The organism is Vandammella animalimorsus (assembly GCF_002285265.1).
In the GTDB taxonomy this organism is placed as follows: Bacteria; Pseudomonadota; Gammaproteobacteria; order Burkholderiales; family Burkholderiaceae_C; genus Lampropedia.
Genome location: NZ_NSJB01000002.1, coordinates 169945 through 190708, shown reverse-complemented (window position 1 = coordinate 190708; position 20764 = coordinate 169945). Strand labels below are relative to the sequence as shown.

Below are 20764 nucleotides of genomic sequence, written 5' to 3'. Positions count from 1 at the left end.
TTGAACATCCTTGAGCCATGAGCGAGCGCATTCTGATCGTGGAGGACGAGCCGGCCATTGCGCAGACGCTGGCCTATGCGCTGCAGGCCGAGGGCTTTGCCACCGAGTGGGTGGCGCTGGGCGCGGCGGCGCTGCAGGCCTTGCAACTGGGGACTGCGCCACAACCGTCACAGCCGCCACCGTTTGCGCTGGCAGTGCTGGACGTGGGCCTGCCGGACATGAGCGGCTTTGACCTGTGCCGCACGATCCGCCAGCATGGCGAGCTGCCGGTGCTGTTTCTCACGGCGCGCAGCGATGAGGTCGATCGCATCGTGGGCCTGGAGATCGGCGCGGATGATTACGTCTCCAAGCCCTTCAGCCCGCGCGAGGTGGCCTCGCGGGTGCGCGCCATCCTGCGGCGCACGCGCAAGGGCGGCGCGGGCGCGGCGGCCCAGCCGCAGCAGTCCCAGGCTGGGGACGCAGCGCATCAGGGCCAGCAGGGCCAGGCGCGCGGGCCATTCCTGCACGACGAGCCTGGGCTGCGCATTGCCTTTCATGGCCAGTGGCTGAGCCTGACGCGCTATGAATACCGCCTGCTGGCCCTGCTGCTGGCCCGGCCCGGGCGCGTGTTCAGCCGCGCCGTGCTGATGGAGCAGGTCTGGAGCGATGCGCAGGAAAGCCTGGAGCGCACCGTCGATGCCCACATCAAGACGCTGCGCGCCAAGCTGCGCGCCGTGCAGGCCGACGCCGACCCCATCGAAACCCACCGTGGCCTGGGCTACAGCCTGCGCGCATGAGCTTTGCGATCCGGCTGTTCATCGGCTACTTCCTGATCGTCGGCCTGGCGGCCTGGTTCATCCTGGGCTTTTTCAGCCGCGAGGTCGAGCCCGGCGTGCGCCAGGGCACGGAGGATACGCTGGTGGACAGCGCCAATCTATTGGCCGAAATCCTCGCGCCGCAGCTGGCGCAGGGCCGCCTGCAGCACGAGCAGCTGCAGCGCGCGCTGCAGGCTGCCAAGTCGCGCCAGCCTGAGGCCAACATCCACGGCAACCTCAAGAACCACATGGACCTGCGCCTGTACATCACGGACACGCGCGGCATCGTGCTGTTCGACTCAGAGTCCGAAGCCGTGGGGCGCGACTTCAGCCGCTGGCGCGACGTGTACCTGGCGCTGCGCGGGCACTACGGCGCGCGCAGCACGCGCGACAGGCCCGGCGATGAAAACAGCTCCGTCATGTACGTGGCCGCGCCCATCATCGACCAGGGCAACCTGGTGGGGGTGCTCAGCCTGGGTAAGCCCTCGCACAGCGTGGCCCAGTACGCGCACAACGCTCGCCAGCGGGTGCGCCAGCTGGGCCTGCTGCTGCTGCTGGCCTCGGGGGCGATCGGCGTGCTGTTCACGGCCTGGCTGTCGCACTCCATCCACCGGCTGCGCGACTACGCGCGCCGCGTGGCCGAAGGCCAGCGCGCCCAGCTGCCCACCTCGGGCGGGCGACATCTGACGGAGCTGGCCCGGGCGCTGGAACACATGCGCCACAAGCTCGATGGCAAGCAGTATGTGGAGCACTACGTGCAAAGCCTGACGCACGAGATGAAAAGCCCGCTGACGGCCATTCGCGCCGCCGCTGAGCTGCTGCCGGGCGCGCCGGAGCCTGACCAGCGCCAGTTTGCCCAGACCATCCTGGAGCAGTCCGAGCGCCTGCAGCGCATCATCGACCGCCTGCTGGCGCTGGCCCGCGTGGAGCAGTTGCAGGCCCCGGCCAGCGCCCGCACCGTGCCCACGCGCCAATGGGTGCAGCAGGTCGTGGCCTCGCGCGCCACGCGCCTGCAGCACAAGGGGCTGGATGTGCACGTGCATTGCCAGGGCGCGGCGCAGGCGCTGGCGGTGCATGGCGATCAGTTTCTGCTGCAGCAGGCGCTGGGCAATGTGCTGGACAACGCGCTGGCGTTCTCCCCGCCCGGCGGGCGCATCGCCATCGCCATCGAGCCCTGGCCGCCTGGGCCCGGTCAGCCACAGCCGCAGCCGCGCATGCAGGCCATCACCGTGCGCGACCAGGGCGCGGGCATCCCCGACTACGCGCTGGGGCATTTGTTCGAGCGGTTTTATTCGCTGCCGCGCCCGGACACGGGGCAGAAAAGCACCGGCCTGGGCCTGGCCTTCGTGCGCGAAGTCATGCGCATCCACCAGGGCGAGATCGAGATTGCCAATGCCGCAGACGGGCCGGGCGCGCAGGCCAGACTGATTTTGCCGGCCTCTGCCATGGCGGCCGATTGACGAAGGCTCAGGCCTGTGCGGGCGGCGCAGGCTGTGCAGGTGGCGAAGGTGGCGAAGGTGGCGAAGGTGGCGCGGGCGGCTTGAGCCAGCGCCAGAACGTCCACAACTGCGCGCGCAGCAAAAAATAATAGGCCACGGTCTCGAAGCCTTCCTCGATGACTTGCGCATTCGTCCAGCTGTGGCCCACGGTGCCGGGCTTGCCATCGGCCATGGTGGCGATGACGGTGTAGAGCAGGCAGCACAGGCCAAAGGCCCAGGGCGCCCAGACGCGCTGCTGCCAGGCCTGGCGCAGCAGCTGCCGGGGCTGGGCGCGGTAGAGCAGCAGCGCCAGCGCCAGCACGGCCGCCAGATCCAGCAGCTTGAGCCAGCCCTTGTAGGGCAGCACCTGGGAGCTGTAGTACGGGCCGATGATGGTCTCCACGCGCACTGGCGGCCAGAACACGCCGCCCCAGGACATCTCGCGCCCCAGCAGCACCAGCCAGAGCAGGGCCAGCGCCCACCAGACAAAGCGCTGCGCGTGCGCACGGCGCCGCCAGGCCATGCCGGCCGAGAGCAGCGCCGCCAGGCCCAAAAGCACGTTCTGCGCCATCTCCAGCGGGCCGTTCTCCCAGCCCAGTTGCACGGGCAGGCGCTGGCACAGCAGGAACAGCACCGGGGCGAACACCAGCCCGGTGAGCAGCTGCATGCCTTGCAGCAGCCGGCTGACGCGTGGGGGGGGCAGGGCAGCGCTGCGCACGCCGGGCGCGCTGGCAGAAACGGGGGGCACGTGGGTTTTCCTTGTGGGGCAAGATGCGACAGGCCAAGCCGCGCATTGTAGGCGGGGCCCCTGCCGAGGCCGCACAGTGGCTTGGCAGGCGCAGGCGGGCGTGCAACAATTCGTTGCATTGCCGACAACCCCTACGCCCTGAACCCTTCCCACGAGACCATGACCATAGAAATCCAATTCGAGGGCCAGACCATCCGCCCTTTCGAGCATGAAACCGTGCTCGACGCCATGCTGCGCGTTGGCATTGCCACGCCGTTTTCCTGCAAGGGTGGCTCCTGCCACACCTGCATGACGCGCTGCGTGACCGGGGAGATCCCCGAGAAAGCCCAGCGCGGCCTGCCCGACCGCCTGCGTGAGCGCGGCTACTTCCTGCCCTGCAAGTGCGTGGCCACCGGCTCCATGCAGCTCGAGCGCAAGCAGGCGCAGGACATGGTCACGCGCTGCATGCTGGTGGAGGTCGATGGCCACGGCACGGGCTCGCTGCGCATCCAGTTCGAGCCCATGACGGGGCTGGACTACCGCGCCGGCCAAAGCCTGCGCCTGGTCAATGGCGCGGCGCCGGAGGACGAGCCGGTGCTCATGCTCACCAGCGACCCGCAGCAAACGCCCGTGCCCGAGGCGCGCTGGGTGCTGCAGCAGGGCGATGTGGTGCCCGATTACTTTGCGCCCGGCGCCGAGTTCGGCCTGGAGTTCGAGGTGCGCGGCCCCTTCAACCTGGACTACAAGGACTTGCCCGAGCTGGTCACCCCGCCGCCGACCGACCCGCAGCTGTGGCAGGAGCTGGACAACGGCAAGCTGGCGCGCAAGATCTTCGACGCCTTCTATGCCAAGGTCTATGCCGATCCGCTGCTCTCGCCGTTCTTTCACGGCGTGACCATGGACCGCGCCGCCAGCAAGCAATACAGCTTCATCCAGCAGCTGATGACCGGCCAGAAGGTCTATTGGGGCGAGAACCCGCGCAACATGCACCACTGGATGATCATCCCGCACTCGCTGTTCGACCACCGCCAGCGTCTGATGGTCGAAACCCTGCGCGAGCACGGCCTGAGCGAGTCACAGATCGAGCGCTGGACGCGCTTTGAGGAGTACTACCGCTGGGACATCGTCAAGGACAAGGAGTGGCCCAAGCGCATCGGCGACCAGATCTTCTCGATCGAGGGCTTTGACCACGAGACGCTCTCCGAGGCCACGCTGTGCGACCAGTGCGGCGCCGAAGTGGCCGCCGGCGTGACCGTGCTCTACCACAAGCGCACCGGCCAGATCAGCTGCCCGGCCTGCGCCACCCAGCAAGAGGCGCAGGCCTGAGCAGGTTCTGGCTGCCTGCCCTCACCCTGGGCTGCTGCCGAAGCCGCCGCCGCCTGGGGTGTGGATCTCGAAGACGTCGCCGGGCTGCATGTCGGCGCTGCCGATGTGGCCCAGCTCCTGCACCTGGCCATCCGCGCGCACGATGCGGTTGATGCCCACGGCGCCCGCTGCGCCGCCGGCCATGCCGAAGGCGCCGTGCACGCGGCCGTTGCTGAGGATGCTGGCCGTCATGGGTTGCAAGAAGCGCAGGCGGCGCACGCCGCCATTGCCGCCGCGCCAGCGGCCCGCGCCGCCTGAATCGGGGCGGATGGCGTAGCTCTCCAGCCGCACGGGAAAGCGCCACTCCAGCACCTCGGGATCGGTCATGCGCGAATTGGTCATGTGCGTTTGCACCACGCTGGCGCCGTCAAAGCCGCCCACCAGCTGGCCGCGCTCATCGAACACGCCGCCTGCGCCGGAGCCGCCGGAGATGGTTTCGTAATACTGGTGCTGTGCGTTGCCGAAGGTGAAGTTGTTGATCGTGCACTGGCTGGCGCCCATCAGCCCCAGGGCGCCGATCAGGGCGTTGGTGATGCAGGTGGAGGTTTCCACGTTGCCGGCCACGACGCTGGCAGGCGGCGCGGGCCTGAGCATCGAGCCTTCGGGAATGATGACCTCGATGGGCTTGAGGCAGCCGGCATTGAGCGGGATGTCGTCGTCCACCAGCATGCGGAACACGTACAGCACGGCGGCCATGCACACGGCCGTGGGGGCGTTGAAGTTGTTGCTTTGCTGGGCGCTGGTGCCGCTGAAGTCCACGCGGGCGCTGCGGGCGGCGCCATCGATGCGCACGTCCACCTGGATGTGCGCGCCGTTGTCCAGCGGCAGGGTGAATTGCCCGCCCTGCATGCGCGCGGCCAGGCGCGCGATGGCGCGGCGCACGCTTTCTTCGGCGTTGTCCTGCACGTGGCCCATGTAGGCGCGCACCACGTCCAGGCCGAATTGCTCGACCATCTTGCGCAGCTCCTGCACGCCTTTTTCGTTGGCGGCGATCTGCGCTTTCAGGTCGGCCAGGTTTTGCTGCGGGTTGCGGCTGGGGTAGGGGCCGCTTTGCAGCAGCGCGATCAGCTCGGCCTCGCGCAGCCGGCCGGCATCGACCAGCTTGAAGTTGCTGATCTGCACGCCTTCTTCTTCGATGCGGGTGGAAAACGGCGGCATGGAGCCCGGCGAGATGCCGCCGATGTCGGCATGGTGGCCGCGGCTGCCCACGTAGAACAGCGGCTGGCTGGCGCCATCGAGGTACACGGGGGTGATGACGGTCACGTCCGGCAGGTGCGTGCCGCCGTGGTAGGGGTCGTTGAGCGCGTAGACGTCGCCAGGGCGCATGCGGCCGGCGTTGTCGCGGATGACGGTCTTGATGCTCTCGCCCATGGAGCCCAGATGCACGGGCATGTGCGGGGCGTTGGCGATGAGCTGGCCTTGCGCATCGAACAGTGCGCAACTGAAGTCCAGGCGCTCCTTGATGTTGACGGAGTAGGCCGTGTTCTGCAGCTGCAGGCCCATTTGCTCGGCAATGTTCATGAACAGGTGGTTGAACACTTCCAGCAGCACGGGGTCAACCTGCGTGCCGGCGGCAAACTGCGCGGCGCGCGGCGCAGTGCGCTCCAGCACCAGGTGATCCAGCGCCGTCAGGCGGGCGCGCCAGCCGGGTTCCAGCACAGTGGTGGCGTTTTGCTCGGCAATGATGGCCGGGCCTTGCAGCACGTCGCCGGCGCGCATGTCCTCGCGCACGACCAGGGCGGCCTCGTGCCAGCTGGGCTGGCCGTCCAGGCCGGTGGTGTAGATGCGCACGGTCTCGCGCCGGGGCGCCTCGCGCGCGGGGTGCAGGGGCTGGGCGCGCTCGGCCGGGGCGTCGCCGGCGGCCACGGCCTCGACCGAGACGGCCTCCACCACCAGCGCCTTGCCATGCATCAAAAAGCCAAAGCGCTGCAGGTAGGCGGCATCGAAGGCCTGCCCGATGGCCGCCAGCGCCGCGCCGTCATCGGCGGCTTCATCGGCGTCGTCATTGGAGCCGTCATCGGATCCAAAGGGCACGATCAGGGCCGAGTCCGTGCCCTCGTAGCGCAGGTGCAGCCGGTGGTGCACGCCGATGGCGCCCTGGCCCACGCCTTGTCGCAGCAGCTCATCCCTGGCGGCCTGGGTCAGCTCGGCCAGGCGCTGGCGCACCTGGGGCAGGGCCGCAGCGGAAAGTGGCAGTTCTACAGCGGTCTCGCGCATCACGCTCTGGTCGGCCAGGCCCATGCCGTAGGCCGAGAGCACGCCGGCCAGCGGGTGCACGAGCACGCGCGACATGCCCAGCGCATCGGCCACCAGGCAGGCGTGCTGGCCGCCTGCGCCGCCAAAGCATTGCAGGGTGTAGTGCGTCACGTCGTAGCCGCGCACCACGCTGATTTTCTTGATGGCGCCGGCCATTTGCTGCACGGCGATCTGGATGAAGCCGTGCGCCACGTCCTCGGGGCTGCGCTGCTCGCCCGCAGCGCCAGCGCCGACTTGCTGGGCAATGTCGGCAAAGCGCGCACGCACCACCTCGCCATCGAGCGCCTGGCTGGCGTCGGGGCCGAACACTTTGGGGAAATAGGCCGGCTGCAGCTTGCCGACCATGACGTTGGCGTCGGTCACGGCCAGCGGGCCGCCGCGCCGGTAGCTGGCCGGGCCGGGGTTGGCGCCGGCGCTTTGCGGGCCGACGCGAAAGCGCGTGCCGTCAAACTGCAGGATGGAGCCGCCGCCAGCGGCCACGGTGTGGATGCTCATCATGGGCGCGCGCATGCGCACGCCGGCCACCTGGGTTTCAAACTCGCGCTCGAACTGGCCGGCGTAGTGGCTCACGTCGGTGCTGGTGCCGCCCATGTCGAAGCCGATGACCCGGGGGTGATCGGCGCGCATTGCCTCGCTGGGCGCCTCTGCTGCGGCTTCGGGCGGCGGATTGGCTCGCTCGTGCGCAAAGGCCAGCTGCGCAGTGCGCGCCATGCCCACGATGCCGCCGGCCGGGCCGCTGAGGATGGCGTCCTTGCCCTGGAAGGCGCGCGCATCGGTCAGGCCGCCGCTCGACTGCATGAAAAACAGCTTCACGCCCGGCATCTCGCCGGCCACCTGATCCACGTAACGGCGCAGGATGGGTGAGAGGTAGGCATCGACCACCGTGGTGTCGCCCCGGCTGACGTACTTCATCATCGGGCTGGTGGCATGGCTGGCGCTGATTTGTGCAAAGCCCACTTCGCGGGCGATGCGCGCGGCGGCCTGCTCGTGGGCGGTGAAGCGCCAGCCGTGCATGAACACGATGGCCACCGAGCGCAGCCCCTGGCTGGCCTGCGCCTGCAGGGCCTGGCGCAGCTGCGCCTCGTCCAGCGGCGTGACGATTTCGCCTTGGGCGCTGACGCGCTCGTCGGCCTCGACCACGGCGCTGTAGAGCAGCTCGGGCAGCACGATGTGGCGATCAAACAGGCGCGGGCGGTTCTGATAGGCAATGCGCAGGCCGTCGCGAAAGCCGCGCGTGGTCACCAGCAGCGTGGGCTCGCCCTTGCGCTCCAGCAGCGCATTGGTGGCCACGGTGGTGCCCATCTTCACGCACTCGACCCGCTCGGGCGTGATGGGCTCGCCAGGGGCCAGGCCCAGCAGCTGGCGGATGCCGGCCACGGCGGCGTCCCGGTACTGCTCGGGGTTTTCGCTCAGCAGCTTGTGGGTGATGAGGCTGCCGTCGGGGCGCTTGGCCACGATGTCGGTGAAAGTGCCGCCGCGGTCGATCCAGAATTGCCAGCGGGCTGCGGGGGGAAGGGCAGAGGTCATGCTTGGAAGAAAGATGGTGAACGCAACAAGGCCGCATCGCGCGGGCGGGGTAAGGGCCTCGCCCGCGCGGGGCGCAAACATGCAGTGTGCATGCAATGGGCGTTGGCGGCGGGCTGCGCGGGCCTGGCGCTTTCGCGGGGGTGACAGTGTGGCGAATTTTGGCGCTCGGCAGAGGGGGCCTTTCCCTGGAAAATCCTGTACGATTTTCGGTTCTGAAATGCCAAAATATGCCTTGGCGCTCAAAATGAATGGGTCGCCCATGAAAAATCCACCCGATCGGGTGGATTTTTCATGTCGTGGGTTTTGGCGATGACGGGCGATTAATCCGATGATGATCGGCCGATCAATTGCTGTTGAACCAGTCTTCGACTTCTTTTTCTGCTTCTTCCTTGGTGCGACCGTAGCGCTCCTGGATCAGGCCGGCCATTTGATCTCGCTTGCCTTCGATGACGGTCCAGTCGTCATTGGTCAGCTTGCCCCATTTTTCCTTGGCCTTGCCTTTGAGTTGCTCCCACTTGCCTTCGATGATGTCCATGTTCATGGCATTTCCTTTCTGGAGTTGAATTCGATTTGGAAATCAAATCTTGCTTTCAGTATGACGTCATTTTCTAATTTTTCAAATTCCGTGGCGCTGTGAGTGGTGTCTCACGAACTTGAACGCTAATTGCAGCAGGGTTGGCGCCATAAAGACTGAAACGGTTAATGCTGTGATTTTCAACCATTACGGGGCTTGGCGGCGTGGTTTGGGAAATGGTCTTTCATGGGGCGCTGCCGATTACCAGGAACGTGGCTCTGGCCGTGGCGACCGGCGCCTCGTTGGCGGCGATCAGCGCATTGGCAAAGGCCAAACGGCTGCCGAGCTTGACCACCGAGACATGGGCCTGCAGCCAGTCGCCTTCATGGGCCACCCCGACATAATCCAACCCCAGATTGGTCGTCGTCATGCGGACGGGAGGCTGCTGCGACATGGCCGTCACATATCCAAGCGCCACGTCTGCCAAGGTGGCCAATAGCCCGCCATGTGCTGTGCCTGATGTGTTGAGGTGCTTTGCACCCACGCGCAGTCCAACAATGAAGCCTTCTTCGAGAGGCTTGTAGAAATAGGGGCCGCTTGCGTCCAGGAACGGGCTGGTGCGAAACAGCGGCTTGAAGCCTTCTGGGCAATCGGGCGGATTCATTTTCCGTCCACCTTGGCAATGGTGGCCAGGGCGAATGCAACAAGCTTGCGCTCATTGCCCCGTTCGGCAAATACCTCGGCCTGCGTGACCACTGTGCGCGAGGAGGCCTTGATGACTGAGCTAACGCCAATGAGTCGCTCGCCGATCGCGGGAGCCAGGAGATTGAGTTTGTATTCCGAAGTCACCACATCGCCAGCCACCGCACCTGCGGCCCAGGCGCAAGCACTGTCTGCAACAAACCCGATCACGGCGCCATGCACAAAACCATGATGCTGGCTTGTCCTTTCTGGAACGATGGGCACGCTCAACTCCACCTTGCCGGGTTCGATGGATACAACCTCTGCCTGTAGATGTGCGGCAAAGGGCGTTTGGGCGATGATGGACTGCAAGTAGGCCTTCATTTCTTCATTGGTCATGGAAAACTCCTGTAGGGGTTGATGGCCTTTCGATGCATTGAGCACGAAACCCAGCCTTTGACACACTTGCAGCCCAATCGCTGGGATTTGGGCAATAGGGGCTTGCCCTGTTTGCATTCCCTGCGGTCATGGCTGACAAGTTTCGCTCAACGCCCACGATGCGTTGCTGCCCTTGGCCTATGCGGCAGTTCGCGCCATTTCCTGAAAGACCTCGCGCGCGGCGGCCAAGGTGTCTTCGATGTCCTGGGCGCTGTGCGCGGCGCTGACGAAGCCGGCCTCATACAGGGCTGGGGCCAGGTACACGCCGCGCGCCAGCAGGCCGTGGAACAGCTGGTTGAAGCGTGCGCCGTCGCTGCGCATGACCTGCTGGTAGTTCTGCGGCAGCTGCGGCAGCAGGAAGAAGCCAAACAGGCCGCCTTCGCTGTCCACGCTCAAGGCGATGCCGGCGGCGCTGGCGGCCTGTTGCAGGCCATCGACCAGGGCGCGCGCGCGCGCGCCCAGCGCGGCGTGAAAGCCCGGCTGCTGGATCAGACGCAGCGTGGCCAGGCCGCAGGCGGTGGCCACGGGGTTGCCCGAGAGCGTGCCGGCCTGGTAGACCGGGCCCAGCGGCGCGAGCTGCTCCATGATGGCGCGCGGCCCGCCAAATGCGGCCAGCGGCATGCCGCCGCCGATGACTTTGCCCAGCACCGTCAGATCGGGCGCAAAGCCCGGCAGCTGCGCGGCATACAGGCTTTGCGCGCCGCCCAGCGCGACGCGAAAGCCGGTCATGACCTCGTCGATGATGAGCAGCGCGCCGGCCTGGCGCGTGAGTTGGCGCGCGGCCTGCATGAAGGGCAGGCTGGCGCGCACGAAGTTCATGTTGCCGGCAATGGGCTCCATGATGACGCAGGCGATCTCGGTGCCAAAGCGGGCAAAGGCTTCTTCGAGCTGGGCGACGTTGTTGTACTCCAGCACCAGGGTGTCGCGCACCACCTCCGGCGGCACGCCGGCGCTGGTGGCGTGGCCGAAGGTGGCCAGGCCCGAGCCGGCCTTGACCAGCAGGGCGTCGGCGTGGCCGTGGTAGCAGCCCTCGAACTTGATGATTTTGTGGCGCCCGGTGGCCCCGCGCGCCAGGCGGATGGCGCTCATGCTGGCCTCGGTGCCGGAGTTGACCAGGCGCACCATCTCCATGCTGGGCATGAGCTGCAGGATTTGCTCGGCCAGCTCGATCTCGCGCTCGGTCGGCGCGCCGAAGGACAGGCCTTCGCGCGCGGCGCGGGCCACGGCCTCCAGCACCTCGGGGTGGCCGTGGCCCAGGATCATCGGCCCCCAGGAGCCGATGTAGTCGATGTAGCGCTGGCCGCCAGCATCCCAGAGGTAAGCGCCCTGGGCGCGTTCGATGAAGGCGGGTGTGCCGCCGACGGCCTTGAAGGCGCGCACGGGTGAGTTGACGCCGCCGGGGATGCTGCGTTGGGCGCGTTCGAACAGGGTTTGGTTGGCGTTCATGGCAGGGGGGATGGGGTCGGTTTCAGTTCAGGGGGCGCAGCGCCCGGGCAGGCATGCTTCATGGTCTTGTACGGGCTCTTCTGCATCGGGCGTGCAACAGCGGCACATCAGGCGCGCATTAGCGCTTCGATCTCGTCGGGCTGCACCGGCGCATCGCGCGTCAGCAGGGTGTTGCCCTCGGCAGTGATGAGGGCGTCGTCCTCGATGCGGATGCCGATGTGGTGGAAGGCTTCGGGCACGCCGGGGGCGGGGCGCACGTAGATGCCCGGCTCGATGGTCAGCACCATGCCGGGGCGCAGGATGCGGGAGGGGCGCTCGCGGATGAGCTCGCCCGAGAGCGCATCGCGCCGCTCGTGCAGCTGACCGCGCTCGCTGGGCTCGTTGTAGCTGCCACAGTCGTGCACGTCCATGCCCATCCAGTGGCCGGTACGGTGCATGTAGAACTGGAAGTAGGCGCGCTGCTCGATGGCATCGTCCAGGCTGCCCACGCGCTGAGCGTCGAGCAGGCCCAGATCCAGCATGCCCTGGGTGAGCACGCGCACAGCGGCGTCGTGCGGGTCGGTAAAGCGCGCGCCAGGGCGGGCCGCGGCGATGGCGGCTTCTTCACTGGCCAGCACCAGCTCGTACAGCGCGCGCTGCGCGCCGCTGAAGCGGCCATTGGCCGGGAAGGTGCGGGTGATGTCGCTGGCGTAGCCGTCGAGTTCGCAGCCGGCGTCGATCAGCACCAGCTCGCCCGGGCGCAGCGGCGCATCGCTGGCGCGGTAGTGCAGCACGCAGGCGTTGGAGCCAGCGGCGACGATGCTGCTGTAGGCTGGGCCTTGCGCGCCATGGTGGCGGAAGCTGTGCAGCAGCTCGGCCTCCAGGTGGTATTCGCGCGCATCGGCGCCAGCGGCCAGCAGCCGGGCCGAGCATTGCATGGCGCGGATGTGGGCCTGGGCGCTGATTTGGCAGGCGCGGCCGATGGTGGCGATTTCGTGCGCGTCCTTGACCAAGCGCATCTCATCGAGCAGTTCGCACAGGTCGTGCTGCGCCGTGGGCACTTGCGCGCCATAACGGGCGCGGGCGCGCACGCGCTCGAGCCAGCGCTCGACCTGCGCGGCCAGCCCTGCATGTGTGGCAAAGGGGTAGTAAATGGCGCTTTTGTTTTCCAGCAGCGCGGGCAGGCGCGCGTCCAGCTGCTCGATGCTGTCGGCCTCATCCACGCCCAGGGTGGAGATGGCAGCCTCTGGGCCCAGGCGGTAGCCGTCCCAGATTTCGCGCTCCAGATCCTTGGGCTGGCACAGCAGCAGGCTCTGGCCATCGGCGTGCAGCACCAGCAGGGCATCGGGCTCGGTGAAGCCGCTCAGGTAATAAAAGTAGCTGTCGTGCCGGTATGGGAAATGCGAGTCGCGGTTGCGAATGCACTCCCGGGCCGTGGGGATCAGCGCAACGCTGCCCGGCGGCAGGCTGGCGGCCAGGCGCTGGCGGCGCTGGATGTAGGGCGTGGCATCGAAATCGGGGCGGTGGTGCATAGCGATGGGGTGAAAAAAGCAAAAGGCCAGCCGCAATGGCTGGCAGGCCAGGGGGCGGGCTATTGCCCTCCCCCCTCCAAGTGGTGGTGATGGACGTGGGCGTGCAGCAAATCCAGCGCGCCGCGCTGGCCGGCCAGGTAGTCGTCGATGCTTTGCAGCACCAGCGCCGAGCGGTGCAGCGCGCGGCTGGCTCGGATTTCCTGTGGGCTCAGCCACAGCGCGCGCACGATGCCTTGGTCCAGCGGCTGAGCGGCATGGTGCGCGCCCAGCGTGCCGCAAAAGCAAAAGCGCAGGTAGGTGATGTCCTGCGGCGCATCTGGCGCGGTGCGGTGCAGATAAATGCCCACCAGCGCGGTGGGCTCGAAATCGTAGGCCGTCTCTTCAAGGACTTCACGGCGGCAGGCAGCCGGCAGGCTCTCGCCCGGGTCCAGGTGGCCGGCAGGCGTATTCAGACGCAGGCCCTCGGCAGTGTGCTCTTCGACCAGCAGAAAGCGCCCTTGCCGCTCGATCACGGCCGCGACGGTGACATTGGGTTTCCAGCGCTGTGGCATGCGCCATATTATGGGACTGCCGTCAGCCCCCATCGGGCAATAGAACAGTCAAGGAGCAGGCGCGAGCATTCAAAGGCCGTCCGGTCATGAGTGCATGGGAGTTTTCGGAAAATATGCCACTAGGTGGCACAATATTTCAATGTCACGAGTCTTTAAGACCCGCTATTTCAGCCGTTGGATGCGTAAAACGGCATTGACCGACCCGGCGCTTTGCGCGGCTGTCGAAGAAATGCGCTGTGGTCTGGTGGATGCCGATCTGGGTGGCGGTGTGGTCAAAAAGCGCGTGGCCCTGCCCGGCCGTGGCAAAAGCGGTGGCGCCAGAACACTCGTGGCGACTCGGCTGGGCAATCGTTGGTTCTTCGTGTTCGGCTTCGAGAAGAGTGCGCGTGCCAACATTTCCGCTGTGGAGCTGGAGGCCTTGCAGGCTCTGGCCAGCCAGTTGCTGGCGCGCACGCCCGCGCAGTTGAACAAAGCCGTCGAGGACGGTTTCTTGCAGGAGATTTGCCATGAACGTCAAGACCCCCACCAAACCTCGCGCCAAGAGTCCGATCCTTGATGCAGTGCATGAGACAGCAGCCGATCTGCATCGCCTGGGCTTCATTGACAAGCGCAAGATGGGCCAGTTCGAGGCACTTTGCATCGAGCCCGTGCCGACTTACGACAGCGCCCAGATTCGCGCGCTGCGCGCTCAGCTCAAGCTCAGCCAGGCGGTGCTGGCCAGTGTGCTCAACACCAGTGTCTCAACCGTGAGGAAATGGGAACAAGGCGATAAACAGCCCAGTGGCCCATCGCTCAAGCTGCTCAATCTGCTCGATCGCAAGGGGCTGGAAGCCGTGCTGTGACTTGCCGCGCCAGCGGTTTTTTTGCACAAAAGCTCAGCAAAGGAGCAGGCATGAACGATCACACCAAGGCCCAGGCCGGGCCGGCAGATGCCCTGTGGCAGCGGCTGCAGGGCTGGCGGCCGCAGGACGAGGGCTTTGCGCGCCATCTGGAGCTGCGGCTGCGCCAGCGCCATGGCTGGGATGCGGCCTATACCGCGCGTGCGGTGCAGGAGTACCGGCGCTTCATGTGGCTGCTGGTCACGCACCAGGGCGCGCAATGCCCCAGCGAGGTCGTCGATGCCGTCTGGCATGAGCACCTGCTCGACAGCCAGACCTATTTCGAGCAGTTCTGCCCGCAGGTGCTGCAGGTCACCATGCACCATGTGCCCAACCGAGGCGGCGCGTGCGAGAGCCAGCGCCATCGGGGCAACTACGCGCGCACGCTGCAGGCCTATGCCCAGGCCTTTGGCGCTGCCCCGCCGCCGGACATCTGGCCCGCGCCCGCGCAGCGCTGGCAGCCTGGGCCCACAGCGGCGCAGCGACCTCATTGGCGCATCCCCAAACCGCGCTGGTGGCCCACACGCAGCCAGCCCAGGCAACAGCAGGAGTACGAGAGCGGCGGCAGCGGCTGGGGAGATGGCTGGAGTGGGCGCGCCGCATGGGCGCTGGGCCTGGCTGCCTGGATGGCTGGCTGCGCACAGCTGACGGTGGCGCAGCCGCAGCAGCGCATGCCCGGTGCGCTGTTTTTGTTGCTGTATGGCCTGGCCATGCTGGCCTTGCTCTGGTATGCACGGCATTTGCATTGGCGGCTGCGCCCGGCGCGGCACAAGGCCTTGCCGGCGCGTGCGCCGCAGCTGTATGAGCTGGCCTTTCTGGCCGGCGGGCCGTACCGGGTGGCGCACACTGTGGCCGCCGAGCTGTGGCAGGCTGGCCATGTGCATTGGCACGAGGGCGCCTGGCAGCGCGGCGCGCCGCTGGTGGCGCCCGATGCGCTGCAGCGCAAGGTGGATGCCGCGCTGCTCAACGGCGAGAGCGGGGCGCAGGCCGTGCTGCAGCTCAAGCCGGAAATTCGCGATCTGCAACAGCGCCTGTGGCAGCAGGGCTGGTTGCAGGCGCCGCAGCGCCGGCAGTGGTATCGGCCTTGGGATGCCAAGCTGCTGGCGCTGGGCTACGCGGCCCTGGCGCTGGTGGGCGCACTGCGGGTGTTCAGCGGCTGGCAGCTGCAGCGCCCGGTGGGCTTCTTGTTGGCGCTGCTGCTGTTGCTGCTGGTGGCGCCGCTGCTGTGGTGGCGGCATTTGCGCCCCTCGCGCTTGACCCTCGAAGGCCAGGCCGTGCTGCAAGCCCAGCGCGAACGCCTGGCGCAGTTGGAGCGCAGCGACGATCCAGAGCAGGCGCGGCAAGCGCATCTGCCATGGGCGCTGGCCCTGCTGGGCGGGGTGGCGCTGGAGGGCATGGCGGCGGCAGCGCCGCTGCAAGGGGCATTCATGCAGCCGCCCGCAGCCCAGGGCGGGCAAGGCGGCGCGGGCTGCGGCGGCATTGCCGGCAGTGGCTCCTCAGGCAGCGATGGCGGTGGCTGCGGCGGCGGTTGTGGGGGCTGTGGCGGTTGATGTGGGCAGGCTATCAAAGCTGCGGCAGTGCCGCTGCGGCCAGCACGTCCAGCCGCGCCAGGCGGTTGCGCAGCTTGAGCACTTGGCGGTCCTTGCTCAGCAGCACGGCGCGGTGGGCAATGGCCAGGTCGATGAATTTCTGGTCGTCCCCATCGCGGCAGCGCACGGCGGTTTCGGCGGCGGCATTGACCAGGGTGACCGCAGCGTCGAATTGCGCCAGGATGTCTGCCGCCGTTCGCTGGTAATGGGCCATGCGCGGCTGCAGGTGGGCATAGGTCAGCACGTGCGCGAGCTCGGCGCGCATGGCCGTGGTGGCGATCCAGTGCAGGCGCGGCGTGGGTTGGGCCAGCGCAGCCCACAGCTGCGCCTGCGCGGCGGTCGCTCTCGGGTCGCCAAACAGCAGCATGTCCAGCACGATGTTGGTGTCCAGCACCAGGGCGCGCGGCGGTGTCATCTCTACGGGTTGGTTTGCTGGGCGCGTGCCAGCCGCATGGCAGTTTGAGGCTGCGCCACGCAGGCCTTGAAGCTGCTGCGTTGGCAGTGCAAGCGGCAGTGGGCCTTCATTGTGGCGATGCATGCAGATCGGCGTGCCAGGCCTTGCGGCCCGCAGCCGCGCTCAGCGCGGGCCAGGCCTGCAAGGGGTGGCAATGTGCAGGGGCATGGCGTTGGGGCGTCAGCCAAGTTACGCCAGCTTCTCCAGCTTCTGTAACTGCTCGCGCAGGCGCGCCAACGTGGCGCCGAAGTCGGCCACGCGCTGCTTTTCCTGCTCGATGACGGCAGGCGGGGCCTTGGCGACGAAGGCTTCGTTGGCGAGCTTGCCTTCGGCTTTTTTCACCTCGCCTTCAAGGCGGGCGATTTCCTTGTTCAGGCGGGCTTTTTCGGCGGCCACGTCGATTTCGACGAACAGGCACAGGCGCGCATCGCCCACCACGGCCACGGGCGCGGCGGCAGCGGCTTGCGCCCACTCGGCCTCGCTGGCAAAGACCTTGACTTCGCTGAGCTTGGCCAGGGCTTTGAGCACGGGCGCCACGGCGTGCAGTTGCTGGCTGGCGGCAGCCGAATCGGCCACGGCATACAGCGGCAGGCGCTGGGCGGGGGAGATGTTCATTTCGCCGCGCAGGGTGCGGCAGGCGTCCACCAGGGCTTTGAGCTGGGCGACTTGGCTTTCTGCCGCTTCGTCGATGTTTTCGGCCTGCGCCTGTGGGTAGGGCGCGGTGGCGATGCTGCCGCCGGGCGGCACGGTCTTGCCCGCCAGCGGGGCCACGACTTGCCACAGCGCCTCGGTCACGAACGGGATGACGGGGTGCGCCAGGCGCAGCACGGCTTCGAGCACGCGCAGCAGGGTGCGGCGCGTGGCGCGTTGCTGATCGGGGCTGCCGGTCTGGATTTGCACTTTGGCGATTTCCAGGTACCAGTCGCAGTACTCGTTCCAGACGAAGTCGTAAATGGCGGTGGCGACGTTGTCCAGGCGGTAGTCGGCAAAGCCTTGGGCCACGGCGGCCTCGGTCTTTTGCAGGCGGCTGACGATCCAGCGATCGGCGGCGCTGCGGTGCTGGGCCGTGCCCTCGTCGCTGCAATCAAAGCCTTCGCAGTTCATCAGCACGAAGCGGCTGGCGTTCCAGAGCTTGTTGCAGAAGTTGCGGTAGCCCTCGCAGCGCTTGCTGTCGAAGTTGATGTTGCGGCCCAGGCTCGCCAGCGCCGCGAAGGTGAAGCGCAGCGCGTCCGCGCCGTAGGCAGGGATGCCATCGGGGAATTCTTTGCGCGTGGCTTTTTCCACCTGCGGCGCGGTTTCGGGCTTGCGCAGGCCGGTGGTGCGTTTTTTGAGCAGCGGTTCGAGTGCGATGCCGTCGATCAAGTCCACGGGGTCGAGCACGTTGCCTTCCGATTTGCTCATCTTCTTGCCCTGCGCGTCGCGCACCAGGCCGTGGATGTACACGTCTTTGAAGGGCACGCGGCCGGTGAAGTGGGTCGTCATCATGATCATGCGCGCGACCCAGAAGAAGATGATGTCGTAGCCGGTGACCAGCACGCTGCTGGGCAGGTAGAGGTTGTAGTCGGCGGTGGCATTGCTGCTGCCGTCCGTGCTCTGGGCCTCGGGCCAGCCCATGGTCGAGAAGGGCACGAGCGCTGACGAGTACCAGGTGTCCAGCACGTCGGGGTCGCGCTCCAATGCGCCGGTGTAGCCTGCGGCAGCGGCCTTGTCGCGGGCCTCCTGCTCGTTGCGGGCCACGTACACGCTGCCGTCCTCGCCGTACCATGCGGGGATTTGGTGGCCCCACCAGAGCTGGCGGCTGATGGTCCAGTCCTGGATGTTGTTCATCCACTGGTTGTAGGTGTTGACCCAGTTCTCGGGCACAAAGCGCACCTGGCCGCTTTGCACGGCGTCGATGGCCTTTTGCGCGATGGATTTGGTCTCGCCCTCGCCCACCTTGGTCATGGCGATGAACCATTGGTCGGTGAGCATGGGCTCCACCACCGAGCCGGTGCGCGCGCAAATGGGCAGCATGTATTTGTGCGGCTTGATGTCGATCACGTAGCCGCCGGCCTGCAAGTCGGCCAGGAACTGCTTGCGCGCTTCGTAGCGGTCCAGCCCGCGATAGGGTGCAGGGCCGTTGTCGTTGATGTGCGCATCCAGCGTGAAGATGGTGATCAGCGGCAGGTCGTGCCGCAAGGCGCAGGCGTAGTCGTTGAAGTCGTGCGCGCCAGTGATCTTCACGCAGCCCGAGCCGAACTCGCGATCGACGAAATCATCGGCAATGATGGGGATGTTGCGGTTGTTCAGCGGCAGCTCCACCCACTTGCCCACCAGGTGCTTGTAGCGCTCGTCCTCGGGGTGCACGGCCAGCGCGCCATCGGCCATCATGGTCTCGGGGCGCGTGGTGGCAATGGTCATGCCGCGCTCAAGCTGGCCGTTAATCATCTGTGGCCCATCGACGAAGGGGTAGCAGATGTAGTGCATCTTGCCGTCGGATTCGACGCTTTCCACCTCCAGGTCGCTCACCGCGCTTTTGAGCACCGGGTCCCAGTTCACCAGGCGCTTGCCACGGTAGATCAGGCCTTGCTCGTACAGGCGCACAAAGGTTTCCGTCACCACTTTGGAGAGCTTGTCATCCATCGTGAAGTACTCGCGGCTCCAGTCCACCGTGTCGCCCATGCGGCGCATTTGCTCGGTGATGGTGTTGCCCGACTGCTCTTTCCACTCCCACACCTTGGCGACGAAGTTCTTGCGCGCCTCGGGCAGCGTCGCGCCCATGTCGTAGCGGCTGATGCCTTGCGCCTGCAATTGGCGCTCCACCACGATTTGCGTGGCAATGCCGGCGTGGTCGGTGCCCGGAATCCAGGCCGTGTTGAAGCCCCGCATGCGGTGGTAGCGCGTGAGGCTGTCCATGATGGTCTGGTTGAAGGCATGGCCCATGTGCAGCGTGCCCGTCACATTGGGCGGCGGCAACTGGATGGCGAAGTTCTCGCCCTTGGCCGCGGCCTCGGCGCTGGGCGCGCCCGTGCCGCGAAAGCCCGCCGCGCCTAAGCCTGCGGCCTCCCACGCGGGGCCCCATTGGGCCTCGATGGCGGCGGGTTCAAAGGATTTGGACAGGGAGGCGAGGCCGGGTTGGGCGGGGGTCGATGGACTCATGGCAATGGGGCGGGAATGGGGGCATGGCGCCGCCTGACGCTGCGGCGGCGTGCTGGCACTGAGAATCTGTTAGCGCCAGATCTGACAACCAAAAGTGCCAGATCTGACAGCCAAACTTGCAAGTTCTGACAGCCAAAGGCGCGATTCTATGGGGTGTTGGGGGAGGGCGTCCGTGCCTGGGCAGGTCAGGGCGGGCGCAGAGCCTGTGCATTGGCGCGCGCATGAAAAAAGGGCCTTTGCAGGCCCTTTTCATTGGGCAGCCGCCGCTGGCGACTGCTTGAATCTGGAGCGGGAAACCGGTCTCGAACCGGCGACCTCAACCTTGGCAAGGTTGCGCTCTACCAACTGAGCTATTCCCGCATTGGCCAACGCCTCTCGGCTTGAGAGCGCATCAGCGAAAGCCGAGATTATAGGGGTGTTTTTTGGCCCGTCTGGCGAAATGTGAAAATTTTTTTGCGCCGGCCTGGAACGGGTTCTCAAAACTGGTTCTCACCCATGCTGCGCCAGCCATTGGCACAGGGCGCTGTCGGCGCGGCCCAGCCCGTCGAGCGCGGTGTAGTGGTTGGCGCCGGGCAGGGCCAGTGCGCTGCCTTGGTTGCCAGCGCCGTGCCATTGGGCCAGGAAGTCCTGCGACTGGCGGGCGAACTCGCTGCTTTCGTCTGCGCCCCAGGTCAGCAGGGCCTGGGCCTGGCTGGGCTGCACGCCAAACATGGGCGAGTTGCGCGCGATGATGCCGCTGTCGAGCTGGATGGCCGGCTGCAGGTAGCTGTAGCGCAGCGGGGCAATGTCGTAGATGCCGCTGATGAGCAGCGCGGCGCGCGCCAGGTCCTGGGGTAGGCCGTAGTCGCGCTGCCAGGGCGTTTGCAGGCACATGGCGGCCAGGTGCGCGCCGGCCGAATGGCCGGCCAGCGTGATGCGCCCTGGGTCGCCGTTGTACTGCGCGATGTGGCGCCGCACCCAGACCAGGCTGGCGCGCGCCTGGCGGCTGATTTCATCGAGCGTGACCTTGGGGCACAGGGCGTAGTCGATCAGCACCACCGTCATGCCCAGCTCGCGCGGGCCCTGGGCGATGGCGCTGAAGTCGCGGGCGCAGCGCGAGCGCCAGTAGCCGCCGTGGATGAACAGCAGCACGGGCGCATCGGGGCGGTCGGCGGGGAAGATGTCGAGCTTTTCCTCGCGCGTGGGGCCGTAGGGCACGTCCGGGATGTAGCGCCAGCGCTGGCGCGCGCGCTCGGACTGCGTCTCGAAATGCTGCACGATGGCCCCCAGATCCAGCCCCAGCGAGGGGTTGTAGGCCTGGTCGATGGCCTCCTGCGTGGGCAGGTCGCGGTACAGGCTGGGCATGGTGTTGGAGTCGTTCATGGCGTGGGTGTGCTCAAGAGGGCAAGGTTGCCGAGTATGCCGCGTTGGCCGGGGC

17 protein-coding genes and 1 tRNA gene are annotated in these 20764 nt (G+C 67.0%); 6 read left to right on the top strand and 12 right to left on the bottom strand.

What is annotated here, in order from left to right; genetic code table 11:
- Positions 1 to 17: 17 nt before the first annotated feature.
- Both creB and creC read left to right on the top strand, forming a co-directional pair.
- Positions 18 to 776, top strand: coding sequence for a two-component system response regulator CreB (creB, locus tag CK625_RS05255; protein ID WP_095539248.1), 759 nt, complete (start codon positions 18 to 20; stop codon positions 774 to 776).
- Complete coding sequence (gene creC / locus CK625_RS05250; protein WP_095539247.1) at positions 773 to 2254, top strand: two-component system sensor histidine kinase CreC; 1482 nt, start codon at positions 773 to 775, stop codon at positions 2252 to 2254. Before creB ends, creC begins: the two co-directional genes overlap by 4 nt.
- 7 nt (positions 2255 to 2261) lie before the next feature.
- Here creC and CK625_RS05245 read toward each other — a convergent pair whose 3' ends face one another.
- Entirely contained in the window at positions 2262 to 3020 is a 759-nt protein-coding gene (locus CK625_RS05245) for a hypothetical protein (protein ID WP_095539246.1), read from the bottom strand.
- A gap of 159 nt (positions 3021 to 3179) precedes the next feature.
- Here CK625_RS05245 and CK625_RS05240 point away from each other — a divergent pair, with 159 nt between their 5' ends.
- On the top strand, positions 3180 to 4325 hold the full coding sequence (locus tag CK625_RS05240) for a 2Fe-2S iron-sulfur cluster-binding protein (RefSeq protein ID WP_095539245.1): 1146 nt from the start codon (positions 3180 to 3182) through the stop codon (positions 4323 to 4325).
- A 21-nt stretch (positions 4326 to 4346) separates the two neighbouring features.
- On the opposite strand, the gene CK625_RS05235 is transcribed toward CK625_RS05240, so the two are convergent.
- The 7 genes from CK625_RS05235 to CK625_RS05205 form a co-directional block, all read right to left on the bottom strand.
- Positions 4347 to 8147 (bottom strand): hydantoinase B/oxoprolinase family protein, encoded by a 3801-nt coding sequence (locus tag CK625_RS05235; RefSeq protein WP_095539244.1) that lies wholly within the window; start codon positions 8145 to 8147, stop codon positions 4347 to 4349.
- Positions 8148 to 8490: 343 nt separating this feature from the next.
- Positions 8491 to 8688, bottom strand: a complete 198-nt coding sequence (locus tag CK625_RS05230; protein ID WP_095539243.1) for a CsbD family protein — start codon at positions 8686 to 8688, stop codon at positions 8491 to 8493.
- A gap of 217 nt (positions 8689 to 8905) precedes the next feature.
- Positions 8906 to 9325: a PaaI family thioesterase gene (locus CK625_RS05225; protein ID WP_095539242.1), complete on the bottom strand. Its 420-nt coding sequence runs from the start codon at positions 9323 to 9325 to the stop codon at positions 8906 to 8908.
- The gene (locus tag CK625_RS05220) at positions 9322 to 9741 is read right to left on the bottom strand and encodes a PaaI family thioesterase (RefSeq protein WP_095539241.1); all 420 of its coding nucleotides are present in this window, start codon (positions 9739 to 9741) and stop codon (positions 9322 to 9324) included. The genes CK625_RS05225 and CK625_RS05220 overlap by 4 nt, the downstream gene beginning before the upstream one ends.
- 177 nt (positions 9742 to 9918) lie before the next feature.
- Positions 9919 to 11226, bottom strand: a complete 1308-nt coding sequence (hemL, locus tag CK625_RS05215; protein ID WP_095556062.1) for a glutamate-1-semialdehyde 2,1-aminomutase — start codon at positions 11224 to 11226, stop codon at positions 9919 to 9921.
- Positions 11227 to 11333: 107 nt separating this feature from the next.
- On the bottom strand, positions 11334 to 12737 hold the full coding sequence (locus CK625_RS05210) for an aminopeptidase P N-terminal domain-containing protein (protein WP_095539239.1): 1404 nt from the start codon (positions 12735 to 12737) through the stop codon (positions 11334 to 11336).
- A gap of 59 nt (positions 12738 to 12796) precedes the next feature.
- Positions 12797 to 13288, bottom strand: coding sequence for an NUDIX hydrolase (locus CK625_RS05205; RefSeq protein WP_095539238.1), 492 nt, complete (start codon positions 13286 to 13288; stop codon positions 12797 to 12799).
- A gap of 139 nt (positions 13289 to 13427) precedes the next feature.
- Here CK625_RS05205 and CK625_RS05200 point away from each other — a divergent pair, with 139 nt between their 5' ends.
- The 3 genes from CK625_RS05200 to CK625_RS05190 are packed head-to-tail and all read left to right on the top strand — an operon-like array spanning position 13428 to position 15716.
- A complete protein-coding gene (locus CK625_RS05200) occupies positions 13428 to 13844 on the top strand; it encodes a type II toxin-antitoxin system RelE/ParE family toxin (RefSeq protein ID WP_095539237.1) in 417 nt (138 codons plus the stop codon).
- Complete coding sequence (locus CK625_RS05195; RefSeq protein WP_095539236.1) at positions 13795 to 14130, top strand: helix-turn-helix domain-containing protein; 336 nt, start codon at positions 13795 to 13797, stop codon at positions 14128 to 14130. Before CK625_RS05200 ends, CK625_RS05195 begins: the two co-directional genes overlap by 50 nt.
- Positions 14131 to 14180: 50 nt before the next feature.
- Positions 14181 to 15716, top strand: coding sequence for a TIGR04222 domain-containing membrane protein (locus CK625_RS05190; protein ID WP_095539235.1), 1536 nt, complete (start codon positions 14181 to 14183; stop codon positions 15714 to 15716).
- A gap of 13 nt (positions 15717 to 15729) precedes the next feature.
- On the opposite strand, the gene CK625_RS05185 is transcribed toward CK625_RS05190, so the two are convergent.
- The 4 genes from CK625_RS05185 to CK625_RS05170 form a co-directional block, all read right to left on the bottom strand.
- Positions 15730 to 16170 (bottom strand): putative toxin-antitoxin system toxin component, PIN family, encoded by a 441-nt coding sequence (locus tag CK625_RS05185; protein WP_095539234.1) that lies wholly within the window; start codon positions 16168 to 16170, stop codon positions 15730 to 15732.
- A gap of 228 nt (positions 16171 to 16398) precedes the next feature.
- On the bottom strand, positions 16399 to 19347 hold the full coding sequence (locus CK625_RS05180; RefSeq protein WP_095539233.1) for a valine--tRNA ligase: 2949 nt from the start codon (positions 19345 to 19347) through the stop codon (positions 16399 to 16401).
- Positions 19348 to 19631: 284 nt separating this feature from the next.
- A tRNA-Gly gene (locus CK625_RS05175) sits at positions 19632 to 19707 on the bottom strand.
- A gap of 129 nt (positions 19708 to 19836) precedes the next feature.
- Positions 19837 to 20709, bottom strand: a complete 873-nt coding sequence (locus CK625_RS05170; protein ID WP_095539232.1) for an alpha/beta hydrolase — start codon at positions 20707 to 20709, stop codon at positions 19837 to 19839.
- Positions 20710 to 20764 lie beyond the last annotated feature (55 nt).